Source organism: Micromonospora sp. WMMC264 (genome assembly GCF_027497275.1).
GTDB classification, from domain to species: Bacteria; Actinomycetota; Actinomycetes; order Mycobacteriales; family Micromonosporaceae; genus Micromonospora; species Micromonospora chalcea.
Genome location: NZ_CP114907.1, coordinates 1,235,414 through 1,257,823, shown reverse-complemented (window position 1 = coordinate 1,257,823; position 22,410 = coordinate 1,235,414). Strand labels below are relative to the sequence as shown.

The following is a 22,410-nucleotide window of genomic DNA, read 5'->3' as shown; positions in this document are numbered from 1 at the left end:
TTCGATCATGAAGGCGGGGCGTGGGCGCCGGGCTCGCCTGGCGGGGCGTCGAGGGCCAGCCTCAGCGCCGCCTCGACCGGATAGACCGGGCAGTACAGCGGAGTGTCTGTGGCCGGCGGGGCCGCGTCCTTCGCCTCGAACGCCTTTCGGGCCCGGCCGAGGTCCGCGAGCAGGTCGGCCACTGACGGTTCCTTCTTCGGCTCCGGGGGCGCCGCCTCGACGGGTGCCTCCGTCTTCGGCGCCGTGATCGAGACGCCGAGCGCCGCCGCGGCGGCGTTGAGCCCGTCCTTCGGCATCGCGGCGGCCAGCGCCGAGAGGCGGCCGACGGCCTGGTCGGCGTACGCGGCGTCGACCGGCACCGCCGGCAGCTCGAACCGGGTTCCGGTCTGCGCGCCGAACGGGGCGTCGCGGAACACCCGGTCGCGGTTCTCGGCGTCGACGAGCACGTGGCGGCCGTCGTGGAGGTCGGCGTACAGGTTGGCGGCGAGCACGTTCCCGTCGAGCAGCAGGTTCTGGTCGGGCACGGTCGCGCGGACGGCGATGCTGTCGGCGAAGGCGAGCACGTTGGCCTCGACCCGCATGACACCCCGGCCGGAGAGGTCCAGCAGGCAGCCGGTCGTGGACTGCCCGGTCGAGGCCCGGCCGGTGGGGTCGGCGGCGAACAGGACCGTGTTGCCGCGGATGGTCCAGGGGCCCGCGCCGGGTGCCTGGACACGGACGGCGGTGCCGCTCGTGTTGACGACCACGTTGTTCTCGAACGTCCCGTACGCCGCACTGAGCTGCACGGCGCAGTACGCCGCGTTGGCGAAGACGCAGTTGCGCACGGTGATGCCGCCGCTGCCGCCGCGCAGGTCGAGCAGCGCCGCCGACTGGGAATGGCCCGCGTCGAGGGCGCCGCTGTCGGCGTACGCGTTGTAGGTCGCCCCGTCGAACATGAACCCGTCAAGGATGAGGCCCTCCCCCGAGTCCTCGCCGGTGAGCACCGGATCGCCGAAGATGCCCTTCGCCTTGGTCTCCGGGGTGAGCACGAAGCGCACGGGGTGCCGCCAGGGGTCGCGCGCGGCGAACTCGGCGTCCCACCCGCCCAGCAGCGTCAGGTTGCGTACGGGGATGCGCCATGTGCCCGACCGCAGGCGGCCCGTGTACTCACCTGCGGCGACGAGGATGCGGTCGCCCTCGGCGGCCTTTTCGAGGGCCTGGAACGGGTCGCGGAACGGCGCCTCGCGGCTGCCGTCCCCGCCGGAGGATCCGGCCCGCACGAACCAGTCGCGGCCGGCCGGCCGGGGCGGCTCGGGGGCCGTGACGTCGAGCACGGGCGCGAGGGAGTCGAGGACGATGGTGGCGCGCTGACGCCCGCCGGGCGGCGTGAGGCGGTACGTGCCGCGGAGCAGGTACGTGGACTCGACGTCGAGGCCGCGCGAATACCGTACGGCCTCCTCGGTCTGGTGATGGACGAGGCCGTAGCGCGGGGCGAGCGCCCACCACGGGCTGTTGTCGGTGCCGGGCTCGTAGACGGCGACGCCGATGTGCGTCTCCGCGAGCTCGGGGAGGATCTGCGTGTTCTGGTCGAAGCCGACCCCGGCCCGCACCTGCACCGGGGCTCCGGCGAGCGCCGGGTCGGCCTCGTAGAGCCGCGCCCAGTCGACGGCCTGGTACACCGGACCGGCCGGGGGCTCGGTGAACGGCTCCGGCGCCGCCAGGTCGGCGGGGTGCGCGCCCGGCGCCGCGCCGACCGCGAGGGCGAGCACCTCGGCCGGGGCGAGCCGGCGCATGACGGGCCGCTGAACATCGTGGTCTGGTGTGGACGGCAGCTCGCCGAGGCCGGCCGATTTCCGCAGCGCGTTGAGGGCGGCGATCGGCGGGCGCTCGTACGTGACGGCGACGTCCACCGTGTACGTGTCGAGCCACGCCGCCGGGAGCCCGGTCAGCTGTGGGTCGCCGACGGTGTTGCCGGCCGCCGAGCGCAGGCCGACGTCTTCGAGCTCCGCGGCGTACTCCTCGGTGAGCTCGGCCTCCGCGCCCGGCACCCGGCTGCGCACGATGTCGCGCGGTGTGGCGAAGAACAGGTTGCGGTCGATGGCGATCTGCCCGACGTCGCGCAGGCAGGCGACGGCCGCGTTGCCGCAGCCGACGAAGACGTTGTCGGCGATCGCGGCAGCGCCGTTGACCCGTACGCCCACGGCCCGGTCGGCGCCGGAGCCGCGCGGTGGGTCGGAGTCGTCGTGGGCGAAGGCGAAGGTGTTGCGGCTGACCGCGGCCGGGGTCTCGGGGGCGCCGTCGCGGACGGTGAGCAGGCTGAGGCCGACGCAGTTGACGACGATGTTGTTCTCGAAGACCACGGAGTCGCCGCCGAGCTCGACGGCGCCGGAGCTGCCGTTGGCGAAGCAGCAGTCGCGGACGGTGATGCGCTCGCCGCGCAGGCTCACCAGCGGGCCGTCCCCGTAGGAGGCGCGCTGCAGGCCGCCCTGCTCGTCGTAGTCGTCGCGCCCGGCCCCGTCGAAGAACAGCCCGTCCAGGACGAGGCCGTCGTGGCCGCCGATGCCCTGGAGCATGTTCGGCTCGTTCGGGACGCGCAGGCCGGTCTTTGCCGCGAAGACCGTCGGTGTCTGCCAGGGGGTACGGCGGGAGAAGTCGGGGCTGTATCCGCCGAGCAGGGTCAGCTCGGGGGTGTCGACGACCCACGAGGAGCGCTCGCCGCGCCCGGTATAGGTGCCCGCCGCGATGTGGATGCGGTCGCCGGGCGCAGCCTGCCGCAGCGCGAGCCACGGGTCGTGGAACGGCCGGGCCCGGGTGCCGTCGCCGGCCGGGCCGCCCGCCGCGACGAAGAGGTCGGTCATGACTTCTTCACCTCGTCGTCGGCTTCCTCCGTCTTGTCCGCGAGCAGCTTGAAGCCCACCTTGACCGCGTCTCTGACCTGTGCGAACGCGGCGAGGCCCGTCTGCTTGTAGGGTCCCTCGGCCAGGTCCTTGACGTATTCCTCCTCGGTCGCCAGCAGCGACTCCAGGGATTCCGAGGCCTTCTCCAGCTCCTCGTTGAACTTCGCCAGCGTGCCCGGATCATCGGTCAGCTGGGCGAAGGCGTTGGTGCTCTCCTCCACGAGCGTGGGGAAGAGCTCGTCGTAGAGCTTGCTGGACTGCTCCTTGGCCGCCTCGGCCCGCGTGTCGAGCCCTCGGTCGAGGACGTTCTCCTTCATCCAGTCCCAGTCGGTGGCCCGGTAGTCGCCGGACGCGCCGATGCCGCGCCAGTTCCCCGCCGCCTCGGCGCCGCGGGCGAAGAGCTTGTCGATCCAGTCCTCGTCGAGCTGTTCGCGGGCCGCGGTCAGCAGCTTGATGTTGTCGACCACCGTCTGCTTCGCGGCACGCTTCTGCTTGGCCGCCATGAGGTTCTCCGCGGTGAGCTTCTCGAAGTTCTTGATCGCCTCGTTGGCGGCTTCCTTGGACGACGGGTCCTTCATGAAGAGGACGATCAGGCGGGCGCCCGAGGTCGGGAGGTACTTGACGAGCAGGCTCTTGACCGTGTCCTGGATGGAGCCGAAGTTCTTGAGGAGCAGCTGCTCGACGATCGCGTCGTTGCTGCGCGCGTTCTTGAGGTCCTCCTCGCACTTCTTGATGAGCGCGAGGTCGGCCTCCAGGACCTTGCTCATCAGCGTGGCGACCTCGGGCACGTCGAGCCGGGCGACCTGCGCCCAGATCTTGCGCTCCCCGGCGAGGAAGTCACGCGGGCCGACCGCGGTCCACCGTTCGTCGACGGACATCGCGTTGGCCTGGCTGTCCTCCAGCACCGACCGGATGTCCGATTCGAGGCGCTCCATCAGCGCCTCGGCCTGCTCGCAGTTGGTCTCCCACCGGTCGGTCAGGCCGTCATAGCCCGGTTGCTCCAGCTTGGAGAGCATCTCCTCGAACAGCTTCTCCCGATCGGTGTCGAAGCGTTCCAGCAGATCCAAGACCTTGTCGAGGATGTCCTCCTCGAACCCCGTGGCGCGCATCCGCTGCTCAACGAGCTCGCGGGCGTCATCGACATCTTCCACAAATTTCAGCGTAGGAGCCCTCGGTCACCCGAGGCAGTCGTGAACCCGATCCCTGCCAGATCAAGGATCCGACCTATGCCGCCGCTCGGTGAAGACTGACTCCGGAAGTCGTCGACTCTTCGGGAGTGCACCATGTCATCCCTGTTCAGCGGACCGATACTTGGTGTTCGTATGCGTCTTTCGTCTGGCACCGGGAGGCAGCCGGCTTATAACGGCATGGGGTGCCCGCTCCGTGGCGGCCACCCCATGCCTTACCGTCCCGTGCGGTCACTCCCCCGGGAACGCACGGACGGGCCTCAGTTGAGGGCGTAGATCTCCGCGGCCGACGTCCACGGGTTGCCGGCGACCTCACTCACGGCACGCAGTCGCAAGTGCTGCCGGTCTTCGCGGCGTACCGGACGTCCTTCCTGGCTCGCGTCGTTGGCGAACGCGCCAGTGGCCACGGCCGTTCCCCAGTTGGTGCCGTCGGTGCTGACGTACACCTCGTACTGGCCAATGCGTCCGTTGACCGCGCCGGAGCCGCCATCCTGCCGGGGCAGGTAACGCAGGCCCGAAACGGAGTAGCTCGCGCCCATGTTGAGGAAAAAGCGCCCTGCCGGTCCAACCGGACGACGATCACTCCGGAGCCCTCGCGGATGTGCAGCCGCGTGCCCGGCCCCCATCCGAGGGCACGGACGACCCGTGCGGTCGGCGATCCGGCCACTGCTGTCGAGGGCAGCCAGGCCGTACACCATCGTGCCGGCGCGTGACGTCGGTAGCACCGGCAGGGGAAACAGCGAACGGCGAAGCGCTCCGCCACGGGGGCGACGGGACTCCTGCCCCCGGTCGGCCAGCATCACCGGCGGGATGACGGGAGCCACAGCACGATCAGCCACGACAATCGCCCCCGATCGAGACATGGTCGATCGAGGGAGCCGCTGCGCTGAGAGTTGCGTGGTCAAGTGCGCTTGACCACCAGTACGCGAAACACAGCATGGATGCTGCAATTTGGTGTCCGAGGGGGGACTTGAACCCCCACGCCCTATACGGGCACTAGCACCTCAAGCTAGCGCGTCTGCCATTCCGCCACCCGGACCTGCACGTACCAGCCTACCCGGTCGGCCAAGGTGATCATCTCACCGCATCGGCCGGCCTGGCGGGCCGCACGGGGCATTACTGTACACGGCCCGGAACGATCATGCACATCAGCACCAACGCCCCACGTTTGCGCAGGTCAGAGGCCACAACAATCGGGTGGGTAGCGCGCAACTGACGATTCCGGGCAGCATTGCTCACGTGTCCCACCCCTCCCCGTTGATCGCCACCCAGCACCAGGCCCTCGCGATGCGGGCCGCCGGCGACCTGACCAGCGCCCGCCGCCTGCTCGCCGACGCGATCGTCGCGGCCCGCCCGGCGTACGGCGAGGACCACCAGGACGTCCTGGCCACCGGTCACCTGCTGGCCCGGCTGCACCGCGAGGCCGACGACCCGGCCGCCGCCCGGCGCGTACTCGAAGAGGCCTACGCCGCCGGCGAGCGCCGCCGGGGCGACGGCGACCCGCTGATGCTCGCGCTCAGCTTCGACCTCGCGGGGGTGGCCGAGGAGCTGGGCAACCGGCACGAGGCCCGCCGCAACTACAGCCGCGTGGCCACCGCCGGGTCCGCCGTGCTCGGTCCGGACCACCCCGCGGTACGCGCAGCCCGCCAGTACCTCGGCGGCTCCGCCGCCGCTCCCGCCGGCTACGGCCCACCTCACGGCGGCTTCGCCGCCGCTGCCGGCACGCACCCCGGTCCGTCCCTGCCCGGGCACCCCGGTCCGACCCTGCCAGGACACCCCAGCCCGGCCCCGCCGGCACACTCCGGTCCGCCCCTGCCAGGACCTCCCAACCCCGCTCTGCCGGGGCACTCCGGTCCGGTCGTGCCCGCACAGCCTGGACAGGTCCTGCCCGGTCCCGCTTCCCCCGGGCACTCCGGTCCCGCTCTGTCCGAGCCCACCGTGTCGCTGCCGGCGATCCCGCCGCCGTACCCGCCCGCGCCGACCCGACCCGCTGCCCAGGGAACGCCTGCCGCGGCTGCGCCGGTATCCGGCGCACAGTGGGCGCCCCGCCCCGGCCCGGCGTCCCCGGCGCCCGGCGCCGTGCAGTCGCCGTATCCCGTGCCGAACCCGCAGGGCACTCCCCCGCAGCCCGCCCCTCCGGTCCCGCCGCGCCAGCATCCCGCCGTGCGGCCGGACGGCTCGACGAGCCCGTGGGCGCCGCCCTCGCCGCCCTCTGCGCCGTCCGAGGAGGCGACCACCCGCTTCGCGCCGATCTCCGAGGAAGCGACCTCCCGGTTCCCGGTAGTGCCTGCCGAACCCACCGCCCCGCTGACTCCGCAGTCGGCCGCCGGAGCGGCCCCGCAGATTCCCGGTGTCCGGCCGGTCCCCCCGGCCCAGGGTGTCACCCCCGTCGCACCCGGAACGTACGGTCGGCAGCCCGCCGCCCCCGGAGTGACGCCGGTCCCGCCCCGTCCTCCGGTCGCCCCACCACCGCCGCCGGCGGTCCCCGGTGCCGTGGTGCCCCCAGCGGCACCCGGAACGCCGACGGCAACAGCTGGAACGCCGACGGCCGCGCCGGCCGCCGGGACGCCGGTGTACGGGCGGCCGGTGGCGCCGCCCGTACCCGGCCCGGCGTCCCCGCTACCGCCCCCACCGGTCATCCCGCCGCCATCAGCGAGGCCGAGCGCCGAGGTGCCTCCAGCCTCCGTTACCCCACCTCCGTCGCGGATGCCGTCGGCTGGAGTCGTGCCACCGCCGCCTCCGCCGACCGTGCTGCCGCCGGCACCGCGCATCCCCGCACCGGCGAGCGGTGTCCTACCACCACCGCCGGTAGTGACGGTCGCCCCGCCGACCCCCACCTCGGCCCCGCCGGCTCCGCCTTCGGTCAGCACGCCCGGCTCGACGGCGTCCCCGGCCGGTGCCTCTCGGCCCGAAGCGGATTCCACGCCGCCCTCTGCTCCCACTCCGGCGCCGACGTCGACCCCCGTGCCGCCACGGCCAGCAGCCGTCCAACCGGTGGCCGGGGCCGCAGCCGCTCCTCCGTACACCGCCACGGACCGCACGGCCGGGACCGGAACGGCAGCAACCTCGGAAGTCCACCCCGCAGCGACCGAGGCGAGCGCGAGCGGCCCTGGCGCGGGTACGCCGCCGACCGTCCCCGGTGGACCGGGCTGGGACAAGCCGACGATCCAGGTACAGCAGATCGGCCCGCTGCTGGAGGAGGAGTCGGAGCGCCAAGCCGCGACAGCGGCCGCCGGCACCGCGTCCAAGCCCTCGGTATCCGGTCCCGTCAGCGCACCGCCGGTGGACGGCACCCATAGCAGCGGACCTCCGGCCGACACACCCGTGGTCAGCGGACTCCCGGCCAGCACACCCCCGGTGAGCGGACCGCCAGCCATCGCGCCGCCGGTGAGCGCGCCGCCGGTGAGCGCAGGCACACCCGCTGCCAGCACGCCCCCGGGTGAAGCACGACCGCAAGCCGGCCCACCACCGATTGGTTCACCGTCCACGCCACCGGTGAACGGGCCAGCCCTCGGCACGCCCACGCCGCCTCCCGTCAGCGCGCCGCCCACGCACCCGGTCAGCGGCCCACTGGGGCAACCGGTGAGCGGTGCGGCCGCGTACCCGATCAGCGGAATTCCGGTCAGCGGCTACCCACCACCGGTCAGCGGACCACCCGGCCAGGGCGGCTACACGCCGGTGAGCGCCCCGCCCGGCGAGGGCACCTACGCCCCGCCCGGCCACAGCGCCTCCCCGCCGATCAGCGCACCACCTGGCCATACCGGCTACCCTCCGGTCAGCGGACCACCCGGTCACGGCGACTACCCGTCACTGGCCGGCCAGCCACATGCGGCGCCCGTCAGTGCCGCGCCGGTCAGCGGCGGCTCCGTGCCGCCGTGGGGCATGGTCGCGCCGCCGTGGAGCAGTGTCGCCCCGTCCCAGCCGGTCGACCGGCCCGCCGACCCCGAGCAGGACACGGACGAGCCTGACCCGGACGAGCCGACGGCCGGCGACGCGGCCGGACAGGCGGAAGGGGACGCGCCGGAACGGAACCGGCCGATGCCGATCTACGAGGATCTGCTGGACTTTCCCGAGTCCACGCGACCGGAGCCGCCGGCGCAGCCGGAGCCGGGTGCCTGGCCGGTGAACCCGCCGGTGTTCCACCAGCCGGCGCCGGTCGAGCCGCCGGGCGCGTACCCGATGGAGCCGGAGCGGCCGGGCCGCAACCGCACGGTGCTGGCCCTGGTGGCCGGGGGCGCGGTGCTCGCGGTGGTGGCGGCGGTCGGTGTCGGCGTGGTGTTGCTGAACCGGGAGGCGGCGCCGCCGGCTCCGGTGCCCGCGTCCGGCGCCGCGTCGCCGAAGGTGGCCGGTCCGCCGCCGGGCGACTTGCAGCTACGGGACGACACCACCACTGTCACGGTGACCTGGACCGACCCGACGAACGGCGGGGTGCCGTTCGTGGTGGCGGGTGGCCGGGCCGGGCAGAAGCTCGGCGTGATGGCCACAGTGGACGCGGGGCAGACCCGCTACACGGTGAACGGGCTGAGCGCGAAGCTGGACTACTGCTTCACCGTGCTGGCTGTCTACGCGACCGATTCGTACTCGACCTCGGGTCAGGTCTGCACGGACCGGGAGGGCGGCGCGACGCCGAACTGACGGTCCGGGGACGCCACGCTCGGTGTCCACAGGGGGACGGTGCGGGTTTCACCGGCACCGGGCGGCACCTATGATGGCTCCCGGCTCTGGGGAGGGTCGACCTCGCGCGGGTGCGCCTCCCCCACCGACACGGGGAGGCAGCCGGCAGTGACCACCATCGAGGACGTCACGGGCACCGGGCCGGAGCAGGCTCGTCCACGATCGCGTATGCGGGGCGGGCTGGTGACCATCGGCACGGTGGCCGCGCTGCTGGCCGCGATGGGCCTGACGGTGCTCGGGCTGGGCGCCGCGGACAACGCGGTGGCGAGCTACGACGCCTCCTCCTGGTTGTGGAGCACCACCCGCGGCGAGCTGGCCCGGGTCAACGGCGTCACCGCGCGGGTGGACACCCGGATGGAGGTGCCGGGTGGGCGGCGGCACCAGATGCAGGTGGCCCAGACCGACCGGCTGCTGATCCTGCGCGACCTCAAGACCGGCCAGGTCAGCTCGCTGGACCTGGCGACGTTGCAGATCACCGCGACCACGCCTACCGCGCCGGGGCTCGGGGTGAGCGTGGCGCTGCACGAGGACGCGGCGTTCGTGGTGGACGCGGTGCAGGGCATCGTCCGGCAGCTCGACCCGCGGGCGCTGACGCCGGTGGGCGAGCCGGTCCGCTACCCGCCGGGCATCGCCGGCGGCACGTTCGACGGCGCCGGCAAGCTGTGGATCGCGGTGCCGAGCGAGGGCACCGTCTCGGCGGTCACCGCCGCCGAGCTGCCGGAGACGCCCGGTGACGCGCCGCCCGCCGGGCTCAGCCCGAAGCGCGTCGAGACGTACGACGTGGCCGAGCCGGCGCACGAGCTTGTGGTGTCCACGCTGGACGAGGGCGTGGCGGTGCTGGACCGCACCTCGGCGTCGCTGGTGACGGTGGTGGGCGGCCGGACCACGCGGGCCGAGCTGACCATGACCGCGCCGGGCTACCTGCCGACCCGTACCAGCGGGCAGCAGGTGCCGGTGACGGTTCCCGGTGAGCGGTCGGTGCACGTGGTGCGGGACAGCCGCGAGGTGAAGCGGTTCACGGTGCCGGGCGACGGTGTGCGGCTCAGCCCGGCGGTGGCGTGGGCGGGCCGGTTCTACTGCGCCGACGAGACGACCGGCACGGTCTACGCGTTCGACGCCGAGGGGCAGCTCGTGCAGACCGTGAAGGGCGCCGGCCGCCCCGGTCCGGTCGAGCTGGAGGTGCGCGAGAACCACCTGTTCATCAACCCGCCGGACTCGTCCACCGCGCAGGTGGTCGACGACCGCAACCAGGTGCGTGAGGTCGACAAGTACGCGAACGACGTGCTCGGCGGGGATCCGCCGCCGGTGGCTCCGCCGCCGCCCCCGCCGAAGAAGCCGAAGGTGTCCAAGCCGGGCGCGCCGAAGTCGGTCACCGCCGCCGCCGGTGACGCCTCGGCGCGGGTGAGCTGGCAGGCCGCGGCGTCGAACGGCGCCGAGATCACCAGGTACGTGGTGGAGGGCGCCGGTCAGACCCGCCAGGTCGGCGCGAACCAGCGGTCGCTGGAGGTGACCGGCCTGACGAACGGCGAGACGTACACGTTCTCGGTGCACGCGGTGAACGCCAAGGGTGAGGGGCCGGCGCGGCGCAGCAACCCGGTGGTGCCGACGGCTGAGGTGCCGGACCCGCCGGCGTCGGTGACCGCCGAGGCGCGGCCGGACGGCACGGTGCGGGTGAGCTGGCCCGAGGCCGACGGCCAGGGCAACAAGATCGCGAAGTACGCGGTGACGGCGACCTCGGCGGGCGCGAGCGCCCCGGCGGGCGAGTCGGCGAAGACGGAGCTGGTGGTGGCGGCCGGGCAACTGGAGTACGGCACCCAGTACGCGTTCACCGTGACGGCGGTGAGCGAGAAGGGCGCCGGGTCGAAGGCGTCGCCGGTGAGCAACACGGTGGTGCCGTTCACGGCGCCGAAGGCGCCCGGCGAGCTGCGCGCGTCCACTGTCGCCGACCAGCCGGGCACGGTCGCGGTGCAGTGGTCCCCGGCGGTGGACAACGGCCGGCCGGTGACGAAGTACGTGGTGGAGGCGGCCGGGAAGTCCGTCGAGGTGACCGATGTGCGGGCCACTGTGGGCGGGCTGGGCAACGGCCAGAACGTGACGGTGAAGGTCAAGGCCGTGAACGAGGCCGGGGCCGGGCCGGAGGCGAGCACCACCGCGCGGACGGTGGCCGAGCCGCGGATCACGGTGACCGGCTCGTCGGCGGACGCCACGTCGGTGACTGTGACGTTCACCGTGGACGCGGGTGGTGGGCGGGCCTCCTGCACGGCGGCGACCGGTGGGAAGACGGCGAGCGGCAGTTGTTCCAGCCTGCGGGTGACCGGGCTGACGCCGGGTACCGCGTACACGGTGACGCTGACCGCATCGAACGCCGCCGGTAAGGGCACGGCCAGCCGCGCTCAGACCACCGACCCGGTGTACGGCATCGCCACCTGCAAGAACGGTCCGGACGGCGACCAGCGGACGTACTGCGACAAGGACGTGCCGGGCCGCAACGGCAATGAGATCTTCGAGGTCACCCGGCAGGACAACGACCGTCAGGCCGGCTGGGTGCCGGACGGCCGGCGGCTGCGCACGTACTGCAAGGCCAAGGGCGAGGAAGTGGACGCCTGGATCTACAACAACAACAAGAAGAGCACCTGGTGGATCCAGGTGGAGTACAAGGGCAAGACCTACATCCCGTGGGCCTGGCTGAACCTGGAGGGCGGCGACGACCTCGACGTGCTGCCCACCTGCTGACCGCACCACCCCGAGAGGCGCATCCGTGAACACGCACGAACCGCTCAGCCAGCCGGAGGTGCAGGGCTTCGCCGCCCTGGCCGCCCGGCTGGCCGACAACGTCAACGCGGTCGTGCTGGGCAAGCCGCAGGTGGTGCGGCTGGCGCTGACCGCGCTGTTCGCGCAGGGGCACGTGCTGCTGGAGGACGTGCCGGGCGTCGGCAAGACCACGCTGGCGCGGGCGATCGCGGCCACCGTGAAGGGGCAGTGGCGGCGGATCCAGTTCACGCCGGACCTGCTCCCTTCCGACGTATCAGGGGTGACGATCTTCAACCAGGCCAGCCGGGGTTTCGAGTTCCACCCGGGGCCGGTGTTCGCCAACATCGTGATCGCCGACGAGATCAACCGGGCGTCGCCGAAGACGCAGTCGGCGCTGCTGGAGGTGATGGAGGAGCGCACGGTCACGGTGGACGGCGTACGGCATCCGGTGCCGCAGCCGTTCCTGGTGGTGGCCACGCAGAACCCGGTGGAGATGGACGGCACGTACCGGCTGCCCGAGGCGCAGCTCGACCGGTTCCTGGTGAAGCTGTCGGTCGGCTACCCGGACGAGGCGGTCGAGGTGGAGGTGCTGCGCGGCGCCACGGTCCGCTCCCCCGACTCGCTGACCGCCGTGACCGACACCGCCACCGTGGGCGAGATGGTGAAGATGGCCCGGCGGGTGCACATCGCCGAGCCATTGTACGCGTACGCGGTGCGGCTGGCCGCTGCCACGCGTACCCATCCGCAGGTGCGGGTCGGGGTGAGTCCGCGCGGCGTGATCGCGCTGACCCGGGCGGCGTGCGCGTACGCGCTCATCGACGGCCGGGGCTGGATCATGCCGGAGGACCTGAAGGCGCTCGTCGAGCCGGTGTTCGCGCACCGGCTGCTGCTCACCCCCGACGCGCAGGTGCGTGGTGTGACGTCCGCCGAGGTGCTGCGTCAGGCGGTCGCGTCGGTGCCGGTGCCGTTGCCGTCGGGCCAGGCCACGCCGGTGCACGGCTGAGCGTGGGGATCACCGCCCGTGGCATCGGGCTGCTCGTCGCCGCCCTGGTGCTGCTCGGCGTGGGGTTCCGCTATGCGTACCCCGAATTGACGGTGCTGGGCGCGGCGGCCGGGGTGGCGGTCGGCTACGGCGTGGTGAACGCGGCCTGGCGGCCCCGGCTGAGCGTGGCGCGGCGGGCCGACCCGGACCGGGTGGCCCGGGGTGAGCCGGCGGCGATGGAGCTGACGGTGCGCAACACCGGTCGGCTGCGGGCGGCGAACCTGGTGGCCGAGGACCGCTGCGCCGGGGCGCTGGTGCCGGTGCCGCTGCTGCGGTTGCGCCCGGGCCGCGACACGGTGGTGCGCTACGACGTGCCGACGCACCGGCGTGGTGTGGTGCCGGTGGGGCCGCTGCGGGTGGTGCGCCGGGATCCGCTGGGCCTGGTGGCGCTGGCGCGCGGCTACGGCGGCACGGTGCCGGTGTGGGTGCACCCGCGCATCCATCCGCTGTCCGCGGTGCCCACCGGTGCCGGGCGCAGCCTGGACGGGCGTACCGACAGCGTGCCGCACGGGTCGATCACGTTCGACTCGCTGCGGGAGTACGTGGTGGGCGACGAGTTGCGCCGCGTGCACTGGCGCACCAGCGCCCGGGTGGGTGAGCTGATGGTGCGGGAGAACGTGGACACCAGCCTGCCGCGCCTGGTGGTGGTGCTGGACAACCGCGCGTCGGCGCATCCGGGCCGGGTGGGCGGGGTCGCGGAGTCGTTCGAGTCGGCGTGCGAGGCGGCCGCGTCGGTGGTGGCCGCCTCGGTGCGGGAGGACCTGCCGGTGCAGCTGCTGCTCGTCGTACCGGGAGAGGTGGAGCCGGAGGGCGCGGCCGGGCCGCTGGACCGGCTGGCCGCCGTGGAGCTGGCGGACGCCGGGCCGGACGTGCTGCCGGCCGCGACCGGGCGGCTGCGCCGGGACCGGCTCGGTGACACGCTGGTCTTCCTGACCGGGCCGGGTGGCCGCGACGAGCTGGGGCACGTCGGCGCGCTGCGCGGCGCGTACCCGTCGGTGGTGGTCGGGATGTTCGGCGCGGACGGGCCGACGGCGGCCGGCGCGACGGGCCTCACGGTGCTGGACGCGGCGGACGGCGCGGCGTTCGCCGCCGAGTGGGACGGGATCCGCCGGTGGTGACGCTGCCACGGACCCAACCGGCGGCGGAACGCGCGGTCCGGGTGCTGCGGGCCGTGCCGGTACCGGCCGCGCTGATCGTGCTGGTCGCGCTCTCCGGCGTGGTGCTTGGCCGGGTGTACGCGGATCCGCTGCTGACCCGGCTCATGGCCGGCGCGGCCGTCGGATCGGTGCTGGTCGGCGTGGCCGCGCGGCGGCTGCCGTCCTGGCTGGTGGCGCCGCTGTCGGTGGCCGCGATGGCCGGGTGGACGCTGCTGTCGCTGCGGCTGGCCGCCGCGCACGCGGCGCTGCCGGGCGGGCTCGGCGAGGTGACCGCCGACGCCGCCCGTAACGCTATTCCCCGCCTGCTCACCGCGATGATTCCGGTCGAGCCGGCCCCGGACACGGTGCTGGTTCCGGTGGTGGCCGCGTGGCTGACCGGGCTGACCGCCGCCGAGGTGGCGCTGCGCGCCGGGCGGGTGCTGCTGGGCTACCTGCCGCCGGCGCTGCTCTACGCCGGTGCGCTCTACGTGGTCGGGCCGAACGCGGATCCGGCGATTGGCCCGACGGTGCTGTTCGCCGCGGTCGCGGCGGCCGGCCTGGCGACGCCCGGGCGTCGCGACGGCCCGGCGCCCGATCCGGTCGCCGGTCTGACCCCGGCGGTACGCGCGGCGGTGCGGCTGCGGCTGGTGGCGGCGAGCGCGGCCGGGCTGGCGGTGGTGGTGGCGTTGGCGGCGCTGCTCGCCCCGGTGGTGGCCGCCCAGGTGGACGAGCGGCCGGTCGACCCGCGCCGCTACGTGGAGCCGCCCCGGGTGGAGTCGCTGGACGAGAACCCGCTGATCCGGATCTCCGGGTGGGCGTTGAACCCGGACCAGCGGCTGCTGGACGTGCGCACCGTCGCGGGCGCGGGCGACGGCGGGGCGCCGCGGATCCGGCTGGCGGTGCTCAGCGACTACGACGGGGTGACCTGGCGGGTCGGCGCCACGTACCGCAACGCGGGGCGGATCCTGCCCGCCACCGAGCCGGCCCCGAACGCGGCCACCGACGAGGTGCGCCAGGAGATCACCGTCGGCGACCTGACCGGACGGCTGCTGCCCGCGGTGCCCACGCCACGCGAGGTGACCGGCGCGCGGGTGGCGTACGACCCGGCGACCGGGACGCTGATCCGCCCGGAAGGGCTCGCGCCGGGGCTGCGGTACGAGGTGTCCTCGGTGCGGGAGCGCCCGGACGTGAACCTGCTGCCCACGGCGAACGTGCCCGCCGGTGACGAGGTGGCCCGGGTGCTGCGGGTGCCCGACGGCGCCCCGGAACCACTGCGCCGGCTGGCCACCCAGCTCGCCGAGTCGAACGGTGCTCCGTACGCGCGCGCCGACGCGATCGCCACGTTCCTCGCCGAGCACTACCGGGTGACAGCCGACGCGCCGAGCGGGCACGCGTACCCGAATCTGGCGTTCTTCCTGTTCGGGCCGCGCAACGGCGGCGGGCAGCGGGGCACGTCGGAGCAGTTCGCCGCCGCGTTCGCGGTGCTCGGTCGCCTCGCCGGCCTGCCGACCCGGGTGGTGGTCGGGTTCGGGCCCGACGGCGACGGGCCGGTGCGGGCGGCCGACGCGTACGCCTGGCCGGAGGTGCTGTTCGACGGCGTCGGCTGGGTGCCGTTCGATCCGATGCCGCGCCCGGACGAGGAGCCCCGTCCGGTGGAGGAGGACTTCCGGCCGCAGCCGGAGGACCCGCCGCCGTCGGAGGTGCCCGCGCCCACCGAGGAGCCGAGCGCCACGCCTCCGGCCGCCGCGCCCGCACCCGGCCGGAACGAGGGCGGGCTCGGCACACCGGCGCTGGTCGGCGGCGGTGTCGGCGGACTGGTGTTGCTGGTCGGCGCGGTGCTGGCGGCGCTGGTCGCGATGCGCCGGCGGCTGACCCGCTCCCGTCTGGCGGTGGGCGATCCGGGCGAACGGGTCGCGGGAGCGTGGCGGGAGCTGACCGACGCGCTGCGTCTGGCCGGGCATCCGGTCGGGCCGGACCTGGCGGCGGCGGAGGTCGCCGAGCGGGCCCGCCGGACGCTCGCCGAGGCCCGCGCGGCGCGGCCCGGAGAGGGCGCGGCGATCGACGGCCCGGACGGCGCAGCGGTGGACGAGTTGGCCGCTCTGCTCAACCAGGCGGGTTTCGCGCCGGGCAGCGTCACGCCGGAACAGGCGGACCGGGCCGCACGGCTGAGCGCCGGCTTCGCCGAGGCGCTGCGCGCGGCCCGGTCGCGGTGGCGACAGGTGCTGTGGACGATCCATCCGGGGCCGCTACGGTGGCGACGCTGACCGGACCGCCCGCCTCGTGAGGGCTCAGCGGTCGGCGGCGCGCAGCTTGCGGACGAGCTTGCGCAGCCCGGCCTGCCAGCCGTCCGGGTCCTCGGCGCGACGGCGGGCGTAGTCGGCGACCTCGGGGTGCGGCAGGATCAGGAACCGTTCCTCGGCCAGCCCGGCGATCACCGCGTCGGCGACCTGATCCGGACTGAGGATCGTCCCGGACGCGGCGATCACCCGGGCGCCCAGGTGCCCCTCGGTGAGGCCGTCGGCGAGCATCGGGGTGTCCACGCCCTGCGGGCACAGCGCGCTGACCCGGATGCCGGCGTCCCGGTAGGTGATCGCCAGCCATTCGGCGAGACCCACGGCGGCGTGCTTGGTGGCGGTGTACGGCGCGTCGCCGACCGCGGTGAGCACACCGGCCGCCGAGCAGGTGAGCAGCAGGTGGCCCTGGCCCCGGCTGAGCATGCCGGGCAGCACCGCGCGGGCGCTGTGCAGGTGCCCCAACACGTTGACCCGCCAGGCGCGGTCCCAGTCGGCGTCCGGCGCGTCGATGCCGCCGCCGGTGGCCACTCCGGCGTTGGCGCAGAACAGGTCGATCCGTCCGTGGCGGCGCTCGGTCTCCTCGACGAGCGCGCGTACCGCCGCCTCGTCGGTGACGTCGAGGCCGACGCCGGTGGCGACCGGGCCGATCGCCTCGGCCGTGGCGCGGGCCGCGTCGGCGGCCAGGTCGGCCAGCACGACGGCGGCGGCGCCCTCGGCGGCGAACCGTCGGCCCAGTGCCGCGCCGATCCCGCCGGCCCCGCCGGTGATCACGACCACCCGGTCGGTCAGGTTCATCTCAGGCCACCTTCCCGGGGCCGAGCCGGGGCAGCAGATCCATCCAGGCCGCCGCGCCGCCCTCGGTGATCTCGGGCGTGGGGAGCACCGCCAGCACCGGCACGTCGACGCCGTTGTCGGCGTAGCGGCGGACGGCGGCCGCGCACTGCTCGGGCGAGCCGTGCAGCACCAGCGCGTCGACCACCTCGTCCGGTACGGCGGCGGAGGCGCCCCGCCGGTCCCCCGCGGCCCATGCCGCCCACATCGGACCGAGCGTGTCCTCGCGGCCCAGCCATCTGTGGAAGGCGGCGTACGCGGGGACGGTGAGGTAGCCGGTGATCATGCGGCGGCCCAGCGCGCGGGCGTACGCGGCGTCCTCGGTGGGGCAGACGAAGATGCGGGCGGCCACCTCGAATCCGGGGCGGCGCTCGCCCACCTCGGCCAGGGCGGTCGGCACGTCCTCGGCGGCCAGCCAGTTGAGGATCACCCCGTCGGCCTCGGCGGCGGCCAGGCGCAGCATGCCGGGGCGCAGCGCGGCCAGCACGACCGGCGGCGGCACGCTCGGGGGACGCTCCAGCGTGAAGCGCCGTACGGCGAACGTGTCGAACGCGCCGTCGACGGTCTCGCCGCGCAGCGCGGCCCGCAGAAACCGCAGCACGTCCCGGGTCCGTTTGAACGGCTCGTCGAATTCGATCGCGTTCCAGTCCCGCACCAGCACCGGCGAGGAGGCGCCGACGCCGAGCGCGAAGCGGCCCGGCGCCGCCTCGGCCAGCGCGGCGGCGCTCATCGCCAGCAGTCCCGGACCGCGGGTGAACACCGGTGTGATCGCGGTGCCGAGGCGCAGTCGCGGCGACCAGGCGGCGGCCAGGGCCAGCGGGGTGAACGCGTCGGCGCCGGCCACCTCCGAGGACCACACGTCGGTGAAGCCGGCGTCGTCCAGGGCCGCGTAGACGGCGGCGTGGTCGGCGAGCGGGATACCGCCCAGCGGCACTGTCATGCCCCATCGGTTCGTCACCCGTCGATGGTGCCCGTCCGGCACCGCCGCGAGCAAGATCCAGACCGATATGGGCGATCGGTGCAGAGACGCCGGGAAAGAGTGTTACGACTGCCGGATGAGGTGGACCGGGGACGGGGCAGCGCGGTGAGGACCGCCGAGCCGGCCGCGCTGCGCAGCTCCGGCGGCGGGCCCGACCGGGCCACGTTCCTGGAGCTCTTCTTCGACCTGGTGTACGTGTTCGCGCTGACCCGGATCTCGGCGCGCGCCTTCGAGGACCTGGTGCTGGAGGGCGGGCAGACGGGCTGGTCGGCGGTGACCGGCGGCGGCAAGACGCTGCTGCTGCTGGTCGCGCTCTGGGCCGTGTGGCAGGGCACGGCGTGGACGACCAGCCGCTACGACCCGCACCACCTGTGGTTGCAGATCATCGTGATCACCGCGCTGATCTCGGCGATGGTGATGGGGGTGGCGATCCCCCGCGCGTTCGGCCACAGCGGCCTGATGTTCGCCACCGCGTACGTGGTGGCCCAGGTGAGCCGGCCGGCGATCCTCGTGCTGGTGCTGCAGAACCAGCAGTACCGCCGGCTCAAGCGGCGCATGCTGATCACGTTCTGCGCCACCGGTGTGCTCTGGCTGGCCGGCGCGCTGCTGCCGGTGAACGCCCGGGTGGCGCTCTGGACCGCGGCGCTGGTGCTGGAGTACCTCGCCGCCCGGTTCGGCTGGCCGGTGCCGGGCCTGGGCCGGTCCACGGTCTCCCGCTGGGACATCCACGGCGAGCACCTGGCCGAGCGCTACCAGCAGATCTTCCTGGTCGCGCTCGGCGAGACGATCCTGCTCGCCGGCCTGTCGTTCACCCGCTCCCCCACCAGCCCCGGCATGGTCACCGCGTTCGCCGTCGCGCTGGCCACCTCGGTGCTGCTGTGGCGGATCTACGTGCAGCGGGCCGGGCAGATCCTGGGCGAGGCGGTGACCCGGGCGGCGCACCCGGCCACCGTCGGCCGGTCCGCCGCCGACACCCACCTGGTCATGGTGATCGGCGTGGTCGCCACCGCGATCGGCTACGAGCTGGTGATCGAGCACCCGATCGGGCACAACGAGCTGCCCTGGCTGGCCGTGATCCTCGGCGGGCCGGCCGTGTTCCTGGCCGGCCGGGCCCGCTTCGAGTACGAGGTGTTCGGCCGGGTCTCCCCGTCCCGGCTGGTGGGGATCGCCGCGCTGCTGCTGCCCGTACCGCTGCTGGTGCGCCTCGCGCCGCTCGTCGCGGCGGGCTTCGCCGCGGCGGTCCTGACGGGCGTGGCGGTGGCCGACGCCCGGCGTGCCTGGGGCCGCCCGCCGGAGGACGCGGCGCCGCCGTTCTGAGCGGTGCCGCCGGAGCGGGACGCCGCGCCCGCCCTCCGGGCTACGATCCGCGCGTGACCTTCTCGCTCGTCGCCCGCTCCGCCGACGGGCGCCTGTTCGGAGTGGCAGTGGCCAGCCGGTTCCTCGCCGCCGGGGCGCTGGTGCCGGCCGCCGAGGCGCTGGTCGGGGCGGTCGCCACCCAGGCGCACGCCAACCTCGCCTACCGGGCGCAGGCGCTCGCGCTGCTGCGTACCGGCGTCAGCGCCGTCGACGCGGTGGCCGGGCTGGTGGCCGCCGATCCGGGACGCGACGACCGGCAGCTCGCCGTGGTCGGCGCGACCGGCGACGGGGCCACCTGGACCGGGCCGCGCTGCCACCCGTGGGCCGGTGGGCAGGCCGGCGACGGCTGGGCCGCGCAGGGCAACATCCTGACCGGCCCGCAGGTGATCGACGCGCTGCGCGACGCCTGGCTGGCCCGTGCGGAGCTGCCGTTCCCGCAGCGGCTGCTGGCCGCGCTCACCGCCGGCGACGCGGCCGGCGGCGACCGGCGCGGGCGGCAGAGCGCGGCGATGCTCGTGGTGCAGCGCCACGGCGGCTACGCCGGGACCGGCGACGAGCTGGTGGACCTGCGGGTGGACGATCATGTGGACCCGGTCTCCGAGCTGCGCCGCCTGCTCGGCATCCACCACATGCTGTTCGGCCGCCCCGATCCGGCCACGCTGCGCGACCTCACCGGTCCGCTCGCCGCCGAGGTGGCCGAACTGCTCGCCGCCACCGGGCACCCGGTCGGCCCGGCCGGACTGGACGAGGCGCTGGCCGCCTGGACGGGTCTGGAGAACCTGGAGGAACGCTTCGTGCCCGGCCGGATCGACCCGATCGTGCTGGAGCACCTGCGGCGCTGCGCCGGGCGCTGAGGTCAGCCGCCGAAGGCCAGCCGGCCGATGCCGGCGCGGGTCAGCTCCGCGCGCTCGTCGCCGGTGACCGGCAGCCGCCCGGTGGCCTTGCGCAGCACGGTGAGCGCGTCCCAGCCCAGTCCGGGCGGCACCGGCACGCCGCCGGTGAGCACGCCGATCACCACGTCCGCGGCGGCCGGGGTCAGCCACGGCGTCCGGTCCAGCGCGTCGGCCAGGTCCAGGCCGTGCACCGCGACCTCCACCACCCGGGTACGCAGGAACTCCGGCAACGCCATCGCGTCACCGTGGCGGGTACGCACCACCCGTGCGGGCGGTTCCGCGGCGACCGCCTCGTCGGTGGCGCGCCAGGCCCGGCCGAACTCCGCCGCCACCTCGGCGGCGCCCGGGTGCTCCCGGGCCGCACGCTGCGCGCCCTCGACACGGTCCCGGTCCACCGGCGGGCTGAACTTGGCCGCACCGAAGTAGGCGGCCGCGTCCACCTCGGCCCGGGGCGGCGCGGGCTCGGCGAGCATGCCCGCCAGGCGTCCGGCCCCGGTGCTCACGTGCGCGATCAGGTCGCGCACCCGCCACGGCGGGCACGGCGTGGGCCAGTCCAGCGCCGCGTCGTCCAGGTCGCGCAGCACCCGCTCCAGGCGGTCGCACTCGGCCCGGAACGCCGCCCGTACCGTCTCCATCCGCCGGATCAGCCCTTCCACCGGGGCACCAGCCGGTGCACCACGACCAGCACCAGCGCGGCCACCACGGCGATCGTGCCGGCGATGCCGGCCGCGCTGCCCGCGTACCCGACGAAGAGCTGGCGGCGGCTGAGCGCCTCGACGGGGATCGTGGAGCGGTCAACCAGCCAGGACAACGCGAGCGCGGAGGCCAGCAGCGCCACCGCGCCGGCGCCGCCGAGCACGGCGGCGGTCACCCGGTGCGCGTCGCCGGGCTCGACCACCGCCTGCTCCCGCTGGAAGACCAGCAGCACCAGCCCGGCGACCGCGGCCCACGCGCCGACCACCAGGTACGCGGCGACCGCGTCGCTGGGCCGGTGCCAGCCGGCGGAGAGCGTGGCGACGCCCGCGGCGGCGGCGTACCCGGCGCCGAGGAACGCCCCGGCCGCCCGCAGCTTGCGCGGCAGCACCAGGATCAGCGCGACCGCCACCGAGGCGGCCACCGAGGTGTGGCCGCTGGGCAGGCTGTTGCCGGCGGCGGCCCGCTCCGGGTCGATGCCGAAGTCGGGCCGGACCAGGAAGTGCTTGAGCAGTTGCGTGGTCACGTTCGCGCCGGCGATCAGCAGCGTCGCGGTGACGGCCAGCGCCTTGCGGCCCCGGATCAGCGCGATGAAGCCGATCACCGCGGTCGCGGCCAGCAGCGACACCACGGACATGGCGTTGAGGAGCGTGTCGACCGGACCGTCGATGCGGTCCTGGCCGATCTGGTTGCCGGTCAGCGCCACCGTGTCCAGCCACTGGCCCAGTTCGGTGTGCACGGCGAAGCGCCACACCAGCACGAACGCAGCCGTCTGCAGCAGGGCCAGTACGACCAACCAGACCGCCGTCCAACCCCTTGCCGTCTCCCGCACCCGGACAACTTAACGGTAGGGCCGCCGACGCGCGCGGCGGAGCGCCATCGGCTTCGGCGTACGGTGAGGCGGGCGATCCGAGGAGGTGGGGCGTGACCGGCACGCCGCAGCGGGAACCGCAGGCCGAGCCACGGCCGGAGTCGCTGGCCGACCTGCTCGGCGGCCGGCGCGGGGCGGTCGACGCCACGCTGCCGCCGCTCGCGTTCGGGCTCGGCTGGGTGCTCGGCGGGCTGCGCGGCGGTGTGCTCGCCGCGCTGCTGACCGGCACGGCGGTGGCCGGCTGGCGGTGGCGGCGCGGGGACCGCCCCCGCTCGGTGCTGATCGGGCTGCTCGCGGTCTGCGTGGCCGCGCTCGTCGCGTTGCGGACCGGCCGGGCCGAGGACTTCTTCCTGCTGCAGATCGCCGCCAACGCGGCGAGCGCGCTGGCCTGGGCGGTGAGCATCGTGGTGCGCTGGCCGCTGCTCGGCGTGGTGGTCGGCACGGCGCTGGGCCAGCGGACCCGGTGGCGGCGTGATCCGGCGCTGCTGCGGGCGTACGGCCGGGGCAGCTGGGTGTGGGCGGGCACCTACGTGCTGCGGTTGGCGGTGTTCATCCCGCTGTGGCTGGACGGGCAGGTGGTCGCGCTCACCGTGGCGCGGGCGGCGCTCACCTGGCCGCTGATCGCGGCGGCGCTGGCGTCGAGCTGGGTGGTGATCCGGCGGTCGCTGCCGGCCGGGCATCCGGGACTGCGGCACCCGGTGACGGCGCCGGTGCCCGGCGGTGAGCCGGTCCGGGAAGAGTAATGGAGAGGCCGCCACGGGGGGAGCGGCCTCTCCGTCAAATACGTTACTCCGTCCACGGCCCGGATGTGATCCCGTGGACCGCTG

15 protein-coding genes, 1 tRNA gene and 1 pseudogene are annotated in these 22,410 nt (G+C 74.6%); 9 read left to right on the top strand and 8 right to left on the bottom strand.

Going from position 1 to position 22,410, the window contains the following annotated elements; translation table 11 throughout:
* Positions 1–5 precede the first annotated feature (5 nt).
* From O7542_RS05885 to O7542_RS05870, 4 genes are all read right to left on the bottom strand, one after another.
* Positions 6–2,837, bottom strand: a complete 2,832-nt coding sequence (locus O7542_RS05885; RefSeq protein ID WP_281605805.1) for a right-handed parallel beta-helix repeat-containing protein — start codon at positions 2,835–2,837, stop codon at positions 6–8.
* Complete coding sequence (locus tag O7542_RS05880; protein WP_124778837.1) at positions 2,834–4,027, bottom strand: hypothetical protein; 1,194 nt, start codon at positions 4,025–4,027, stop codon at positions 2,834–2,836. Before O7542_RS05880 ends, O7542_RS05885 begins: the two co-directional genes overlap by 4 nt.
* Before the next feature lie 296 nt (positions 4,028–4,323).
* Entirely contained in the window at positions 4,324–4,602 is a 279-nt protein-coding gene (locus O7542_RS05875; protein ID WP_281605804.1) for a discoidin domain-containing protein, read from the bottom strand.
* A 413-nt stretch (positions 4,603–5,015) separates the two neighbouring features.
* Positions 5,016–5,102, bottom strand: a tRNA-Leu gene (locus O7542_RS05870).
* A gap of 248 nt (positions 5,103–5,350) precedes the next feature.
* On the opposite strand from O7542_RS05870, the pseudogene O7542_RS30520 reads away from it, so the two are divergent.
* The 6 genes and pseudogenes from O7542_RS30520 to O7542_RS05840 all read left to right on the top strand — a co-directional run.
* Positions 5,351–5,476: pseudogene (locus O7542_RS30520) on the top strand (hypothetical protein); the annotation flags it as partial.
* 2,169 nt (positions 5,477–7,645) lie between these two features.
* Positions 7,646–8,698 carry a fibronectin type III domain-containing protein gene (locus tag O7542_RS05860; RefSeq protein ID WP_281605802.1) on the top strand — a complete coding sequence of 351 codons (1,053 nt, stop codon included), beginning with the start codon at positions 7,646–7,648 and terminating at the stop codon, positions 8,696–8,698.
* Between the two features lie 207 nt (positions 8,699–8,905).
* Positions 8,906–11,470 (top strand): fibronectin type III domain-containing protein, encoded by a 2,565-nt coding sequence (locus O7542_RS05855; protein ID WP_187694526.1) that lies wholly within the window; start codon positions 8,906–8,908, stop codon positions 11,468–11,470.
* Positions 11,471–11,495: 25 nt separating this feature from the next.
* Positions 11,496–12,491: a MoxR family ATPase gene (locus O7542_RS05850; RefSeq protein ID WP_064445403.1), complete on the top strand. Its 996-nt coding sequence runs from the start codon at positions 11,496–11,498 to the stop codon at positions 12,489–12,491.
* A gap of 2 nt (positions 12,492–12,493) precedes the next feature.
* Positions 12,494–13,648 carry a DUF58 domain-containing protein gene (locus tag O7542_RS05845; RefSeq protein WP_281605801.1) on the top strand — a complete coding sequence of 385 codons (1,155 nt, stop codon included), beginning with the start codon at positions 12,494–12,496 and terminating at the stop codon, positions 13,646–13,648.
* Positions 13,642–15,930 carry a transglutaminase domain-containing protein gene (locus O7542_RS05840; RefSeq protein WP_281605800.1) on the top strand — a complete coding sequence of 763 codons (2,289 nt, stop codon included), beginning with the start codon at positions 13,642–13,644 and terminating at the stop codon, positions 15,928–15,930. Before O7542_RS05845 ends, O7542_RS05840 begins: the two co-directional genes overlap by 7 nt.
* A gap of 24 nt (positions 15,931–15,954) precedes the next feature.
* Here O7542_RS05840 and O7542_RS05835 read toward each other — a convergent pair whose 3' ends face one another.
* Together O7542_RS05835 and O7542_RS05830 are read right to left on the bottom strand one after the other, a co-directional pair.
* Complete coding sequence (locus O7542_RS05835) at positions 15,955–16,755, bottom strand: SDR family oxidoreductase (protein ID WP_104114656.1); 801 nt, start codon at positions 16,753–16,755, stop codon at positions 15,955–15,957.
* A gap of 1 nt (position 16,756) precedes the next feature.
* Positions 16,757–17,731: an LLM class F420-dependent oxidoreductase gene (locus tag O7542_RS05830; protein ID WP_104114655.1), complete on the bottom strand. Its 975-nt coding sequence runs from the start codon at positions 17,729–17,731 to the stop codon at positions 16,757–16,759.
* A 144-nt stretch (positions 17,732–17,875) separates the two neighbouring features.
* On the opposite strand from O7542_RS05830, the gene O7542_RS05825 reads away from it, so the two are divergent.
* Together O7542_RS05825 and O7542_RS05820 are read left to right on the top strand one after the other, a co-directional pair.
* Positions 17,876–19,087 (top strand): low temperature requirement protein A, encoded by a 1,212-nt coding sequence (locus tag O7542_RS05825; protein WP_104114660.1) that lies wholly within the window; start codon positions 17,876–17,878, stop codon positions 19,085–19,087.
* Between the two features lie 53 nt (positions 19,088–19,140).
* Positions 19,141–19,980, top strand: coding sequence for a DUF1028 domain-containing protein (locus O7542_RS05820; protein ID WP_104114654.1), 840 nt, complete (start codon positions 19,141–19,143; stop codon positions 19,978–19,980).
* Positions 19,981–19,982: 2 nt separating this feature from the next.
* Here O7542_RS05820 and O7542_RS05815 read toward each other — a convergent pair whose 3' ends face one another.
* Together O7542_RS05815 and O7542_RS05810 are read right to left on the bottom strand one after the other, a co-directional pair.
* Positions 19,983–20,654: a maleylpyruvate isomerase N-terminal domain-containing protein gene (locus O7542_RS05815; RefSeq protein ID WP_281606449.1), complete on the bottom strand. Its 672-nt coding sequence runs from the start codon at positions 20,652–20,654 to the stop codon at positions 19,983–19,985.
* 8 nt (positions 20,655–20,662) lie between these two features.
* Positions 20,663–21,544 carry a phosphatase PAP2 family protein gene (locus tag O7542_RS05810; protein ID WP_043329825.1) on the bottom strand — a complete coding sequence of 294 codons (882 nt, stop codon included), beginning with the start codon at positions 21,542–21,544 and terminating at the stop codon, positions 20,663–20,665.
* Between the two features lie 92 nt (positions 21,545–21,636).
* Here O7542_RS05810 and O7542_RS05805 point away from each other — a divergent pair, with 92 nt between their 5' ends.
* Positions 21,637–22,326: a DUF3159 domain-containing protein gene (locus O7542_RS05805; RefSeq protein ID WP_210873621.1), complete on the top strand. Its 690-nt coding sequence runs from the start codon at positions 21,637–21,639 to the stop codon at positions 22,324–22,326.
* Positions 22,327–22,410: the final 84 nt, after the last annotated feature.

Excerpts from the sequence above, each read along its gene's own strand:
- O7542_RS05835 (WP_104114656.1), bottom strand. The coding sequence starts at position 16,755 with ATGAACCTGACCGACCGGGTGGTCGTGATCACCGGCGGGGCCGGCGGG.
- O7542_RS05815 (WP_281606449.1), bottom strand. The coding sequence starts at position 20,654 with ATGGAGACGGTACGGGCGGCGTTCCGGGCCGAGTGCGACCGCCTGGAG.
- O7542_RS05885 (WP_281605805.1), bottom strand. The coding sequence starts at position 2,837 with ATGACCGACCTCTTCGTCGCGGCGGGCGGCCCGGCCGGCGACGGCACC.
- O7542_RS05875 (WP_281605804.1), bottom strand. The coding sequence starts at position 4,602 with ATGGGCGCGAGCTACTCCGTTTCGGGCCTGCGTTACCTGCCCCGGCAG.
- O7542_RS05830 (WP_104114655.1), bottom strand. The coding sequence starts at position 17,731 with ATGACAGTGCCGCTGGGCGGTATCCCGCTCGCCGACCACGCCGCCGTC.
- O7542_RS05855 (WP_187694526.1), top strand. The coding sequence starts at position 8,906 with ATGCGGGGCGGGCTGGTGACCATCGGCACGGTGGCCGCGCTGCTGGCC.